Source organism: Nostoc sp. DedQUE12b (assembly GCF_034530835.1).
Taxonomy (GTDB): Bacteria; Cyanobacteriota; Cyanobacteriia; order Cyanobacteriales; family Nostocaceae; genus Nostoc.
This window is the reverse complement of record NZ_JAVRCI010000063.1, coordinates 1-14,085: the sequence shown is the minus strand read 5'-3', so window position 1 is coordinate 14,085 and position 14,085 is coordinate 1. Positions and strand designations below refer to the sequence as shown.

Below are 14,085 nucleotides of genomic sequence, written 5' to 3'. Positions count from 1 at the left end.
TATTGCAAAAGCGGCGTCGCCCAAGTCTTTTTGTATCATGTATGTGACGTTACTACATACAGCCCATTGTTGGATGGGTAAATCAGCCAGATCATACGATTTTTTTCAACTCAAAATCAAAGTTCTCAAAATCCAAGAAAGTCTCGTCCCGATCGCATCTAGCTTCTGTAAAGCCTATGCTAAAGGTTACTACGCTCTTTTTGGAGCGATCGCTATTGCTTTTGATAAAGATACAAATCTAGTTATATTCACCCTAACTAGGGCAAGTGAGGAGATGCAGTAACAGGTAGACAGGAGGATTAGAGGAATCAATACTGACAAACTAGGGAAAATTAAAAATCTCCGGTAAATTTGAGTTGACCTCATTTATACGGAAAAGGTGGCATGAACGATTACAAAAATATTGAATCAGAGAAGTTGTCTAGTAAACTGCAAGCGATCGCAACTGTAGTGTATGATGCCGCTACAGCTTGTGAAGGCGATACTGTAGCTCTTTTAGCTTTGCTGCGGCAATTAGAGCAGTTACACCGAGAGATCCGGGATGGAGTTTTTCAAGAGAGTTTGCCTGTTAACCGTCGCCAACTTTACTCACTGCTGAAAGATATTGAGTCTGAGGGGGGCTGGCCCTATATTGAGCGGATGAGGCTACAAGCCTTTTTAGCGAATTTGCCACAAGAGGCTCCCGAAGAAAATAGCCATGAACTTTTGGAGAGCGATCGCTCCTTTGGCTGATTAACTCGAAATTTATTTCTAGCTCTGAATTAATAACTTTGATCGCCTCATCAACCGCTAAACCAAGAGCGGTTGCTCATTGAGGCTTCAACCTAATTCGTAATTTGTAATTAAAAAGGGTTTGTACGGATTATCCCATCACAAAGAAGGCGATCGCGTTCTTCAAGATTGTGGTTGTGCTTAAGGTAATCACCTAGCCAATTGCAACCACGAACAAGCAGATCGTCAAGATGTAAATTCCACAGAATTATCGTGTTGTCATCACTAGCTGATGCTAGTGTTTGACCATCTGGGCTAAAACTAACACTTAATACTGGAGCGCGATGCCCATTGAGACTTTTAATTAATTTGCCATCATGGCTCCAGAGTTTGACTGTACTGTCCCAACTGGCGGCGGCGAGTAATTCACCATTGGGGCTGAAAGTCACGGCATTGACGCTATCACTGTACCCTTTTAATAAAGTTTTTAACAACGTCCCATCCCGTCGCCACAGTTTCACTGTGTTATCCCAGCTAGCAGAAGCCAGCAACTCGTCAGTGGGGCTAAAGCTGACACCCAATACCCAGCTATCATGGGGCGAGAAAGTTTTGAGCAAACTACCATCCTGCCGCCAAAGTTTCACAGTTTGATCGTCACTGGCAGAGGCTAAAACCTGACCATCAGGGCTGAAATTAACGCTATTTACCCAACCTTGATGTCCCACTAAGGTTTTGAGCAACTTGCCCTGGCGGTTCCAAAGTTTCACTGTTTTATCTTTGCTAGCTGATGCTAAAAACTGACCATCAGGGCTAAAATTGACGCTCATGACACTATCGCTATGTCCGTGGAGAGTCATGATTAAAGTACCGTCAAGCCGCCAAAGTTTCACAGTTTTGTCATAACTTCCGGAAGCCAGCATTTCACCTTTTGGGTCAAAACTGACACTAGGAACTCTATTTGTGTGCCCCACCAAAGTTTTGTAAAGTCGAGTTTTGACCTCGCCACTGCTGGTGTATCGTTGCCAAAGTTTGACAGTGCGATCGCTACTACCAGAAGCTAGCATCTGACCGTCGGGACTCCAAGCAACGCTTAAAACTCGATCTCGATGCCCTTGAAGAATAGACGGTCTTGGAGCATCTAAACTCCATAGTTTCACACTTTTGTCGAAACTTCCTGAAGCTAGCAATTTGTTTTTTGGACTGAAAGCAATGCTAACGACAGCATCGCTGTGTCCTTTGAAGGTTTTGAGTAAAGTACCAGTAATACTCCAGAGGTTTATGGTATTGTCTTCACCTGCGGAAGCTAACTTTTTACTATCCGAACTAAAGTTCAAACTCCATACTGTACCGTTATGCTGCCGTAAAGTTTTGTAAGGAAAAAAGCCAAAACCATCTTTATTAGTGTTAGTTTCCCGCCGCCAAAGTTTGACTGTCTGATCTCGACCTGCTGACGCCAAGAATTTACCGTCTGGGCTGAAAATAGACACGATCACACCTTGCTTATGTCCCTGCAAAGTCGTAACGAGGCTACCGTCCCGTCGCCAGATTTTCACTGTTTTGTCGTCGCTGGACGAGGCAATAAATTGACCATCAGGGCTGAAGTTTACCCAGTTAACCCACCCTTGATGTCCTCTCAGTATTTTTACTAAGCTACCGTCTTTGTGCCAGAGTTTTATGGTTTTATCCTTGCTGCTAGTAGCTAACAACTCGCCATCAGGACTAAAATTAACGCTATAAACCCAATCTTCATGTCCTCTCAGGGTTTTATATGGTTTGGGGTCAAATTCACCTGTAAGCGAGTTTTTGTGCCAGATTTTCACTGTTTTGTCGAGGCTAGCGGAAGCTAGAGTTTGACCATCAGCGCTAAAAGTTATACAATTAACAGCATCAGTGTGGCCTTTGAGGGTTTGAAGTAAAGTACCGTCAGGATGCCAAAGTTTCACTGTCTGATCTCGGCTACCTGATGCTATCAACTGACCATCCGGGCTGAAAGTCACTCCCCAGACGATATCAGTGTGCCCTTCCAGGCGGTTAACCTCAGTTACCCCATAAACTGCTTGTTGCAAGGCTGTCACCACCCGCATTCGGGTATCTGGCTGAACTCCATCTGCTTGTTTAAGCCCTCTCCAAGCCCGTAAACTTTCTAATAGGGCATCAAATTCTTTATTAGATGCAAACAGAGCTTCGCTAGCAGCAGTGATCGCACTAATTTGTAAGTTGGTTTCACTGCGTTCAGCTCGTAGAGTTTGACGGACTGCTGCTCTTTTTTGTAAGTCGGCTTGCCACCATAACGCTGCTATTGTTCCCCCCATAATTGCTAGGATTGCCCCTGCTATCCGTGCTTCCCGCAGTCGTCGTTGCAATACCAAATTTAGTTGCTTTTGACTGAGTTGTTGGGCTGCTTCCGCTCTAGTTTTTTCAAGTTTTATTTTTTCTAATTCGGCGAGCATACCATAGTTGTTCTTTTGGCGAATTGGTTCAACTAAATAATCGTGAACCAACTGGTAGCGATCGCCTAACTCTTCTCTAACTCGCAATACCAAGCCCGAACCCACTAATATTTCTAAAATCAGTTCTCCAACTTTGTCAAAGCTTGATATCGTATCTATCTCATAATTATTAACTAATGCAGCCGCTAAATCAGCTTTAGTTTTTAAAGGTCGCGTCCCCTTTTCATCTGTTAACTCAAATAATAATTTCCAACTTAACTCTTCGTTCTCTTGACCGCAGTCTTTGATAACTTCCCCTAACCAGCGTTCCACCAATTTTGCCGAGCCACCACAAAGCTTATATTCTGCAAGTGTCGTAATGTTTTCTATTTGTAATTGAGCACCGACTATTTGTAATTCAATTGGATGTACTTCGTCTAGTTCTCCTGTCAAATCCTGGACTAATCGGTTAATTAATTCCTCACTTAGTTCATAATGTGAACGTTGAGTAAGACTGTGAATTATGGCTTTAGCATCTCGGCTAGAGAATTTTCCTAAATAGTAGCGAATATCCTTATCAAGAATATTTTTATTAATTACTCCTAAATCATATAAACCAGTACTATTTGTCTGACTCAAACGTTCGAATTCTAATAAATGATGTAAATAATCTTCTCGTAATGAAAGAATAATTTTTACATAAGAAATATTTAAACATTCACTAAAAAATTTATAAAATTCTATTCTTTGTGTAGGAGGATTATTAACAAAGAAAAATTCTTCAAACTGGTCTAATATGATAACTATTGTATAATTACGTTCAGATGCTAGCCGAATTCTTTCTAGTATTATGGTAGGTGTAGAGTCAATATTAACTGATATTCCGGTGTATGCTAATGCTTGGTTGATACTGCTGCTCAAGATTGTTATCCAATCAGTATAAACAGACAAAACAATCGGTATAGGAATGCGTTCACCGATAACTTTTCCCTTGAGTGCTGGGACTAAACCAGCTTTGAGAATTGAACTTTTACCTACACCAGATGGCCCATAAATAACTGTGAGTTTGTAGTCAGCGCGGGCAATTCTTTCAATTAAGCGATTGACATCTTGTTGCCGTCCAGAAGCAGATATTTCTTGAGCAATTTCTTCAGGAATAAACGGTATTTTGTGAGGTTCTAGTACTGGGTTAATTCTGGGGCGTTGTGGTTGTAATTGACTTGCTCCGATAAAGGCACGAAAGCCATACTGATGTTCTATTTTTATTTTTTCTTGCTTCAGCTTAAAGGCTTCTGTATAGTTATGAAACTCAAAAAAGTAAAGCGATCGCAGTTCTTCTAAAATCTCTAAGTAAAGTAATGGCTGATGTTGTAGTTCACAAACTACTCTCGCCCATTCCAAGTTATTGATAGCTTCTTCCGACTCACCCAGATGCCGTTGTGTGCGTGCTAGCAAGAGAAGATACCAACTTTCTTCTCGTCGTCTTCGCAAAGCGTCTCGCAGAGAAACTTGTGTTACTTCTTCGGAAATAGAAAGTGCTGTATTTGCTAATTCATGAGCCAGTACCCAATTCGATTCTGAAGCCGCCACATTTGCCAAAAAACCATAATTTTGAGCAACTTGTGCGGGAGTTCCATAAGTTTTATGTAGGTGTAATGACTTTTGAGCTAATTCTTTTAATTCATCCCAGGCTTGTAAGCGTTGCAGCATTTCACAAGCAGGCAAAATGAATTTAGCAACTAAGTCTTCTCTTTGTACCTCCTCTAATAGCTCCAAGCATTGTTTAAACCACGACAGAGCATGTTCGCAATAGCTACTAGTATTCTGGTATAAGTCTGCCATTCGGTGATAACAAAGCCCCAGGTGGAATAGTACTATTGCTTGCTTGAGTAAAGATGAGGGGGACATAGGTTGAGGACATGAGAGAGGCAAAGAAGAATTACCCTCCCACTCTGCTACTCTCCTTGCTTCCTGCTGCCATAATGCAAGGCTTCTTTGATAATTAGCTAGAGCACCATTAATTTGATCGTTGGCGTATTTATCTCGCCCCAACACAAATTCTAAACTAGCTTCTAATCCTGGTGTTAATTTAACGCCATACAGGCGTAGTAAATCATTACGGGCTGATTCTATTTCGTGGCGGTGTTGTGACTTCGGATCTAAATCTAAAAAGGCATTAGATAAAAACGTTTCAGCACCTGCTTCTAAAACTTTGGCAAATAGAGATTCTTCCTCTTGAGAGATCAAAGCAATTAAATCTGCTTTGGCCATTTCAAATTTAATAGTGGTTGCAGCCCAGCTTTTGAAATCAGGTGCTAATCTTGAAAGCAATGATGCCACTTCATCTTGTAGCCACAACACCAGCGGAAATGAAAAAGTCGCAGCATAGATATCTCGTGCTTGATTGATACCTGTAAGTAAGTTTTCTAGGTCGGTAATTGACTCAATACCAAAAACCATCACAGCAGATGGCAAAGAGTCTGTAAGTACCGCAGGATTATCTAAAGATAGTTCTGAGATTATTGTGCTGTGTAAAGAAGTAGTTGATGGATTGAGAACGATTTCTCTGATATTAATTTCTTTGGTGTTCGAGCGAATATTCTCTAGCATTTGCTCACGTAATCGCCCATAGTTACATCGAACTAAAATCAGAGCAAATTGACCTTCGGAAAGTGCGATCGCTCTAATCAGTCTTTGCAAAGTATGCTGATTTTCTTTTGTGTAGAGGCGTAGCTGTTTGTCATTAGTCATTGGATATGGGGCTGGGCATTGGATATAGAGTATTAGGCATTGGATATGAGGTATTGGTCATTAGTTCACTAACAAATGACTAATGACAAATGACAATTGACTATTACTTGTTTTGTTGCCAAGCCAAAACTTTTTCTGTTTCTGCCAAGGCTGGACTGATGCCAAACCAGCGCCCCACAGGATCGCGATATTCAAACAGATACATACTTCTTAGTAAGCTCTGATAGTCAGACTCACCTTTAACTCTTTGTTGCTGTACTACTTCAAACAATAATTCCCACTGGGATTCATCAATAGCTAATAGCAGATCGTCACGATAGTCCTTAATCACGGCTTCTAAGCAGTCCCTAGAAAAAGGCGGATCTTGTCGTTGCAAACAGCTATAAAGTAAGCCCAATAAGTTACGAATGTGACCACCACTAACGCGACATAGACGATCCAAGGTTTGGGAGTGATCGAATAATTCTGTAATTAATAAAAGTCTGCTATTCAAAGGAACTTCTGGAAAAGCTCTAGCTAGAACTAACTGGCGTACTAGTGACATTCCTGGTTCGTAGTCACTGCCATCTCTTTGCCGCACTAATACCATCGGCAGTACTTTTGGTGCAATCCCTCCCCCCAGACGATTTTTTAGTGTCTCATACTCATTGGAGAAAATTAACGCCAGGGGAATTGTGTAAACTAGGTGGCATTTAAGTCGGCGTAACTGTTCGCCTCGGTCAATGAAGAGATATTCTGGTTGCGATCGCCCCGATGCTAAGGGACGCATATCTACTCGATCCAAATTATCTACAATCACTACCAGTCCTTTTTGACCTCTTAGCTTTAGCTGTTCAACAGCCTTTTCTAAAATCTCTTCGTTAATCGCTTGTAAAATACTATTGGTTCGCGGTTCCAGATATTGTCTTAGTTGGTTCCGCATCTGGGTGCTATCTTTGGTTTTGGCGGTAATTTTGGCAATACCCAAGGACAACTCCGCTTGTCCAGAAAGCTCTATGGGGCTTTGCAAAAAATCGCCTACTTCTTTAAACAAATTAGTAAAGTAACCAGGTTTGAGTTTAATACTAATACTTTCTAAACTGGCACTGACTTGACGGGCTACACTCAGCAAAATATCGCTGATATCAATATCCGCCATGTCTAAGTCTTGACTAGACTCAAAATAAACCACATGAAATCCTGCCAATTCTAGTTCTGTCTTGAGGCGCTGCAATTCCGTTGACTTACCGCAGCCAATATGACCCGTAAATAACTGACAGGTTGGCTCATCAGGAGAAATCCGAATGATAGTTCGTTGCAATTCTTCGACAATCTTGCAACCACGTACATCAGCAAAATCTATGTAATACTGCCGATCTAGGACGTTACTTATATTTAGCGTGTAGCTAGGGTTACATGCTTTATAAAAACGTGACAAATTTAATGTCGTTTTCATGTATGTAGAGGTTTATGTAGATGCAGTTTAGTTTGGATTTTTTATACAATTAATCTCTATCGTAGGATGTAGATGCAGGATTGACTCGCAAGGTGGTAGTGTCTTGCAAAAGACAGCACTTGTTGCCAGATTACTGTCAGTAGTATGGTAGAGATTTAATTGACCCTAATAGCGAATAGCACTAAGATAATGCAAACCCATTATCTACAAAGCTTTGGAATGTGGGGTGTAGGGTGTGGGGTATAGTGACGTTTGCGCCAGCGTTGCGTAGCAAAGAACTTTATTTATGTTCGCACTGATTTTTACTTTTCTTGATTTTTTACGAACCTACACCCTATCCCCTATATCCATACCTGACAAGGGTTGCATCTTTTATTAGTACCATTCGATCCGTCAGGTCTTAAGCATATCTGTCCTTTTTACACCTACTATTGAGGTTTTGACAATCTCTCCCTTCGGTTTGACCGGCTACAAAATTGTATGGTTCAGAGAGAAAGTAAAAAAAGCTACAAATTTTCATTGTTCTCAATTTAGATGGTCGATTACTCTAGCTGGTATGAATTATAGCAAGCTATACAGAGAACCAGGAATACTTATTTATCATTTCACATTCTATTTGTCAAGAAAGCAAAATCCCACATATCTCAATTAATATTTTGTAATCTTTAAGGAAAAATCTTTAAAAATAGCTTGTCAAAAAGACTACAGTCAGTTAAAAATGGACACCGGAAACTTTAATAGGAATAATAACTAGCGCCATAATCATTGTGTAGTTACTGTAAAGTGTTACTAAAAATAAAAAAAGTCTTGAGGAGAGCGGCTAAAAGATGCCAACAGTATTTACTGAAATTAATAGTGATACGAGCTTGTCAAGGAATTTAGATTGCAATCAAAAGAGGTGTGAATGGCTGGCATAATATCAGTTTCCCGCACGCATTTAGCCCAGCGTCGTCAGAAATTGCGCCGACAGCGGCAGATGAAAATTATTCAAGCTATTTGGCGAACCTTTGCTATTACTGGTTTGGCAGGTGGATTGTTATGGGTGGCTGTCCAACCTGTGTGGATGCTAAAGGCTCCCAAACAAATAGTGATGAAATCAGGCAATAAATTGCTGTCGGATCAAACAACTCAGTCATTGTTGGTGCTGTCTTACCCTCAATCTTTGTGGCGGATTGAACCGTCAGCGATCGCTAACTCTTTAAAGAAACAGCCAACTATTGCCCAAGCGATCGTCAGACGCCGCCTATTTCCTCCTGGATTAATCATTGAAATCCAAGAACGAGTACCTGTAGCGGTAACTCAAACACGTGGCAACAAAAAAGTAATAATCGGCTTGCTAGATGCAAGTGGGGCCTGGATGCCTTTAGAAAAATATACATCACTGAATCCCACTAGAAAATTACCCAATCTCAGAGTAATTGGTTTGCCAAATCAATACTGCCTCTACTGGACTCAACTCCATGAAGCTGTGAGTCAAAGTCCTGTCAAAGTGATGGAAATTGATTGCCAAAATCCAACAAATTTAATTTTGAAAACAGAATTAGGAAATGTGCATCTCGGTGTTCCAGGTCCCCAGCTATCTGAACAAATTAAGGTACTCGCCCAAATGCGTCATTTAGCAACAAAATTTAATCCCGGTCAAATAGAGTATATTGATCTAAAAAATCCCGATTTTCCATTAGTACAGATGAACCAAAAAGACCAAAAATTAACTCCCAAAATCCTTAAAAACATTTAGCATGTTTATTATTTTGATAGCTCCTAGTAAATTAAAAAGCTTTATGCTGATAAATATATTAATTATTTTCAGTTTTCCAGCAAATCGCACGAAAATCGGCATTAACTTCTAATTAAAATGAGAAGATCAATCCTAAAATCTCCATTGGGAGTAACATACCCTCAATTGTTACCCTAACATCTAATATTAGGGTGCAAGATGTCAGACGATCTAATAATGGTCTATAGCCTGCAAAATGCCTTCTGCCCATACATTCTTTGGCTAAACCCAATGCAAAAAAGAGAAAGTTGCTTGAGCTTTTCATTCAGATTCAGACTCGTGAGCAGAGGCCACTGATGAGAACGCTTTACGCCGTCATCCAAGTGCAGAGACAAAAAGCTCTGGCTTTGGTCTGTTGAGGACACTTCCAAAGACAGTTTACCGAAGTTTCAATCTGTAACGATAACGCCTAAAGTTGCATAAGCATTGCTTCTGGGCAATCAGTTTCGACTGTTCTGTACCGTAATTCCTATTAGGTGACGAAATCTCTTAGAAAATCTTGATTTGTTGGCCGCTTTAGTGAGGGTTCTTGTAGGATAGATTATTGCTCCAACAAAGTGTCCATTGAGACCACCTAAACAACAAATTAATCAGATATAGTCTGACAAGCAAATTCTTGCTTAGTTTAACCTTAAGGATAAGTAAGTAGAAGGTAGATTTTGTGTATAAAGTTGCAATCATCCCCAATGGTGAAACCTATTAACAATATTATTATTGAAGCAGAGAAGATAGGCTGTAGTGTGTCTTTACAAGTTATGCCCTGTGCTCAGACTAATGTCTGGTTGAAGTTATACAGGTCAGTTTTAGATAAATATAGGTATACTTCTCTAGAATTGGCTGTGCGATCGGCTGTGTTAAAAGCTTATCCCATAGCAAATTTTCGCACTGCCAATTCTGTTAGGCTTGGCAGTAGTGAAAACAATAAAGAACAAAGCCATAGTATTGTGGCATTGTCAAACTAAAGTTGACTCTGAGGTGAATAACACCTGAAAAAGTCGTTTATCTACCCTTTCACAAATCCAATGACACTTGATAATAACCAAGGACTTAACTATAAAAATTCCCAATCTACGGGACAGCCGGGGTTCTCTCTGGCAGTGAACTCGACCAATCCCTTTAATAACTCTGGGCTGAACTTCGGACAAAATCACGATAATAAGAAAATTTCTCCTGAAAATAGCCGAATTGGCGAGATTGTTCCTGGTCGGGTCGCCAACATCAAAGTGATTGGTGTTGGTGGTGGTGGTGGCAATGCTGTTAACCGCATGATCGAGTCTGATGTCTCTGGGGTAGAGTTTTGGTCAATTAACACTGATGCCCAAGCTCTTACCTTAGCTGGCGCTCCAAGTCGATTGCAAATTGGGCAGAAGCTAACACGGGGTTTAGGAGCAGGTGGTAATCCTGCTATCGGTCAAAAGGCAGCTGAGGAATCGCGGGACGAAATTGCTACGGCTTTAGAGGGTGCAGATTTAGTATTTATCACTGCTGGTATGGGGGGTGGTACTGGGACGGGTGCAGCACCAATCGTGGCAGAAGTGGCCAAAGAAATGGGCGCTCTAACTGTTGGTGTAGTAACACGTCCATTTGTTTTTGAGGGACGCCGCCGCACCAGCCAAGCGGAACAAGGTATTGAAGGACTAAAAAGTAGGGTAGATACGCTGATCATTATCCCCAACAATAAACTGCTGGAAGTGATCCCCGAACAAACGCCTGTGCAAGAAGCTTTTCGCTATGCAGATGATGTACTGCGTCAAGGGGTGCAAGGTATTTCTGATATCATCACGATCCCCGGTTTAGTAAATGTTGACTTTGCTGATGTCCGAGCTGTGATGGCAGATGCAGGTTCGGCTTTGATGGGAATAGGCGTTAGCTCTGGAAAATCCAGAGCTAGAGAAGCTGCGATCGCAGCTATTTCTTCACCATTACTAGAGTGTTCTATTGAAGGCGCTAGAGGAGTTGTATTTAATATTACAGGTGGTACTGACCTGACTTTGCATGAAGTGAATGCAGCCGCAGAAGCAATCTATGAGGTAGTTGATCCCAACGCCAATATTATTTTTGGGGCTGTAATTGATGACAGGCTCCAAGGTGAGGTAAGAATTACTGTAATTGCCACCGGATTTACAGGTGAAGTGCAAGCTGCGGTACAACAAAGCGTGGCTAACGTTCGAGTAGCACCTAATACCTCCAAGCGTCCAACAACACAGCAACCCGCAGTTAATCCCTCAACCTCGACTCCAAGTTCTACTCCAACTCCAACTCCAATTCCAGAACCAAAAGAAAAACCTGGATTAGATATACCTGATTTTCTGAGAAACCGGCGTACACCAAGGAATTAAAAGATTTGGAATTTGGGATTTTAGATTAACTTAGCAGTCTCAGGTCAGGCTGAACGCTGTATAAAATCTGCTACTTCCACCAGGTTTTACCAAGGGCAGGGATAAGCAATCTTTTGCCATCCCCGATTTTGCCAATTGGTAAAAAACTTGTCAACGCTACTTTATAGAATGAATTTGGGCAGGAGTCTACTGGCTTGCATGTCCAGCTATGCTTTCAGAACAAAACAATAGGAATACCTGCCCAACTATGGATGCATCACCTATAGCACAGTGTTAGCGAGTCATCGAGTGTCACAGCCAATCATAGACATGAATGCATCTACCCCTCGCTATCTAGTAAACTCATATTCCGTACAAGTAAATATATTTACCGAAAAAAGTAGCGTAGGGAATCAGCCTACGCAAGTGTCCGAAAGAAGTCTGTTTGCTGAAGATAGGACATCAAACAAAAAAAATGTAAATTATTTTTTGATTTTTAGTGTTTGTTCAATCCATTGAATAACCTGATGACCAAGGCGAGTACCATCTAGGCGGTCAATCTCACGAATTCCGGTAGGACTAGTGACGTTAACTTCAGTTAGGTAGCCACCGATAACGTCAATACCCACAAAAATTAAGCCGTCTTGGCGTAAGCGTTCGGCTACTTGGGTACAAATTTCATACTCTCTTGAGGTAATTTCGGTTTGAGCGACTGTACCACCAGTTGCCATATTGTTGCGAAAATCAGTTCCACTAGAGAGGCGATTGAGCGCACCAATTGGTTCACCATTGAGCAAGATAATTCGCTTATCTCCTTCTTTTGCCTCCGGTAAATAGGTTTGCACCATTACTGGCACTTTACCTTGGAGGGTACTGAGTTCAACAATGGAGTTAAAATTGCGATCGCCTGATTGCAAAAACAAAATTCCTTCGCCAGCTTTGTTACCTAACGGTTTGAGAACTGCTGCCCCCTTTGCTTCCACAAATTGTCGGATAAATTGCTTATCAGCGCTGACAATCGTTTCAGGAATCGCCTTGGTAAACTGAAGGGCGTACATTTTTTCATTTGCCCCTCGGATGCCACTGGCACTGTTAATCACCAGGGTTTTATTTTGATCAATATAATCCAGAATGTAGGTGGCATAGAGGTAGGAATCATTGACAGGTGGATCTGTCCGCATAAATACGGCGTCCATTGTCTCTAAAGAAGTTAAGGAGGAATCGCTTAACTTATACCAAAGATTCGCCGCTACCCAGCGTCCCTCTACCAACTGTACTGGTACAACTTCAACTCGCTGTAGAACAGCCAAAGCTTTGCCCTCCGCCACACTCAGCAGATTTGCTTGAGTCACCCAAACTTCGTGTCCCAGGATTTGCGCTGCTTCAATTAAGGCAACACTGGTATCATGACATGGGTCGAGTAGATGGATGGGATCAATGATAAAAGCCAGTTTCACCCTTTATACCTCAATCACCAAGAAATTAAATGGTTATTCAATTATTATCTCTTGATGCTCTCACCAATTGACGTACATATGTACTGCTGCTGAGTAGAATCTGGAGGGTAAAGTCTTGTGGACAGATTGGTTTTGTGAGGAAACCTGTAGACAAGGCAGGGTGTTATTTTTCTAGAATTGTAGCGACTACCGTGTAATTGCAGTGGTTTGTCGCTATCGCAATACCTTTTGAACCTATACGCTATTGCTAGAAGTTAGTAGCTCATCCAGCTTGCCTTGACTATCTAAAGCGTAAATATCATCACAACCACCAATATGATCGTCATTGATGAAAATTTGCGGTAAAGAACGGCGTCCATTTGCTCTTTGAGCCATTTTATTTCTGGCTGCTTCATCCCCATCAATGCTGTATTCGATAAATTCAACACCCTTGTTTTTCAGCAAACTTTTAGCACGAATGCAAAACGGGCAAGTCCTCCAAGTGTAAATTTCTACTTTTGCAGCCATGATATCCTCAACTTGATTTAATACTTTTTAATTTTAGAGCTTTGCCACTGACTGTGACTGCTTTATTCATTCATAACCTAATCTACAGAAGGCGCTGATGTAAGTAGGCAAAAATAAATAAAAGTAATGTTAAGTAATGTAAAAATATTGAGATTAATTTGTAGTGTATCTCTTTGGGAAAGCAAGCTACGCGTAGCGTCTACAAACCTTGAATTATTTACACAGCTTTATTTAAACTCCAAGGTTAAGCTAGCCAACTATTATGTAGATTATTTTTATTTTGCATCTGATCTAACCAGCTAATAATATTTCAGTTTAAATGCTAGCAATAGCAGTAATTATATTTAGATTGTTTCTGTCGCTCAAATTTTTTCGCTACTAAGCGTTAGTTAAAAAACAGGAATTATTGAGGTGAGTTCTAGTTTAGCGTTTCTTACCTTTAACAAAAATGGGTCTAGAAAAGCATAAGCATTTCTAAACCCATATTTAAGCTCTCTCTACTAAAACTCAGCAGTGTGGTTTAATTTTGAGAAATATTTTTTTTGTTTTTCTTTTTGAGTCCGAAAAAACCCAAGGTAAATAATCCTAATGCTGCGGTTGTACTGGGTTCAGGTACTTTTTTCGGTTGAGGTGCAGGGGGTTGATAGTAAGGCGGTACTGATGGTACAGGTGCTGGTGCGGGTGCTGGTGTTGGTGCTGG

At 41.0% G+C, this 14,085-nt stretch carries 10 protein-coding genes; 5 read left to right on the top strand and 5 right to left on the bottom strand.

The window, feature by feature from the left end; genetic code table 11:
• The first annotated feature begins 43 nt into the window (after positions 1 to 43).
• Together RMY16_RS24670 and RMY16_RS24665 are read left to right on the top strand one after the other, a co-directional pair.
• Positions 44 to 283, top strand: coding sequence for a hypothetical protein (locus RMY16_RS24670; RefSeq protein ID WP_322738564.1), 240 nt, complete (start codon positions 44 to 46; stop codon positions 281 to 283).
• A gap of 101 nt (positions 284 to 384) precedes the next feature.
• A complete protein-coding gene (locus RMY16_RS24665; protein WP_322738563.1) occupies positions 385 to 732 on the top strand; it encodes a hypothetical protein in 348 nt (115 codons plus the stop codon).
• A 110-nt stretch (positions 733 to 842) separates the two neighbouring features.
• Here the strand turns inward: RMY16_RS24665 and RMY16_RS24660 are convergent, their stop codons facing one another.
• Together RMY16_RS24660 and RMY16_RS24655 are read right to left on the bottom strand one after the other, a co-directional pair.
• Positions 843 to 5,891, bottom strand: a complete 5,049-nt coding sequence (locus RMY16_RS24660) for a hypothetical protein (RefSeq protein ID WP_322738562.1) — start codon at positions 5,889 to 5,891, stop codon at positions 843 to 845.
• Between the two features lie 103 nt (positions 5,892 to 5,994).
• Positions 5,995 to 7,326 carry a P-loop NTPase fold protein gene (locus RMY16_RS24655; protein WP_322666313.1) on the bottom strand — a complete coding sequence of 444 codons (1,332 nt, stop codon included), beginning with the start codon at positions 7,324 to 7,326 and terminating at the stop codon, positions 5,995 to 5,997.
• A gap of 904 nt (positions 7,327 to 8,230) precedes the next feature.
• Between RMY16_RS24655 and RMY16_RS24650 the strand changes: the two genes are divergently transcribed.
• From RMY16_RS24650 to ftsZ, 3 genes are all read left to right on the top strand, one after another.
• Entirely contained in the window at positions 8,231 to 9,064 is an 834-nt protein-coding gene (locus RMY16_RS24650; RefSeq protein WP_322738561.1) for a cell division protein FtsQ/DivIB, read from the top strand.
• A 725-nt stretch (positions 9,065 to 9,789) separates the two neighbouring features.
• Positions 9,790 to 10,065, top strand: a complete 276-nt coding sequence (locus tag RMY16_RS24645) for a hypothetical protein (protein ID WP_322666317.1) — start codon at positions 9,790 to 9,792, stop codon at positions 10,063 to 10,065.
• 60 nt (positions 10,066 to 10,125) lie between these two features.
• Positions 10,126 to 11,442 (top strand): cell division protein FtsZ, encoded by a 1,317-nt coding sequence (ftsZ, locus tag RMY16_RS24640; protein ID WP_289796678.1) that lies wholly within the window; start codon positions 10,126 to 10,128, stop codon positions 11,440 to 11,442.
• Positions 11,443 to 11,903: 461 nt separating this feature from the next.
• On the opposite strand, the gene gshB is transcribed toward ftsZ, so the two are convergent.
• The 3 genes from gshB to RMY16_RS24625 form a co-directional block, all read right to left on the bottom strand.
• On the bottom strand, positions 11,904 to 12,878 hold the full coding sequence (gene gshB, locus RMY16_RS24635) for a glutathione synthase (RefSeq protein WP_322738560.1): 975 nt from the start codon (positions 12,876 to 12,878) through the stop codon (positions 11,904 to 11,906).
• A gap of 234 nt (positions 12,879 to 13,112) precedes the next feature.
• Positions 13,113 to 13,385 carry a glutaredoxin 3 gene (gene grxC / locus RMY16_RS24630; RefSeq protein ID WP_322738559.1) on the bottom strand — a complete coding sequence of 91 codons (273 nt, stop codon included), beginning with the start codon at positions 13,383 to 13,385 and terminating at the stop codon, positions 13,113 to 13,115.
• Between the two features lie 520 nt (positions 13,386 to 13,905).
• Positions 13,906 to 14,085: PEP-CTERM sorting domain-containing protein (locus RMY16_RS24625; protein WP_322738558.1), on the bottom strand; the 180-nt coding region annotated here is incomplete at its 5' end.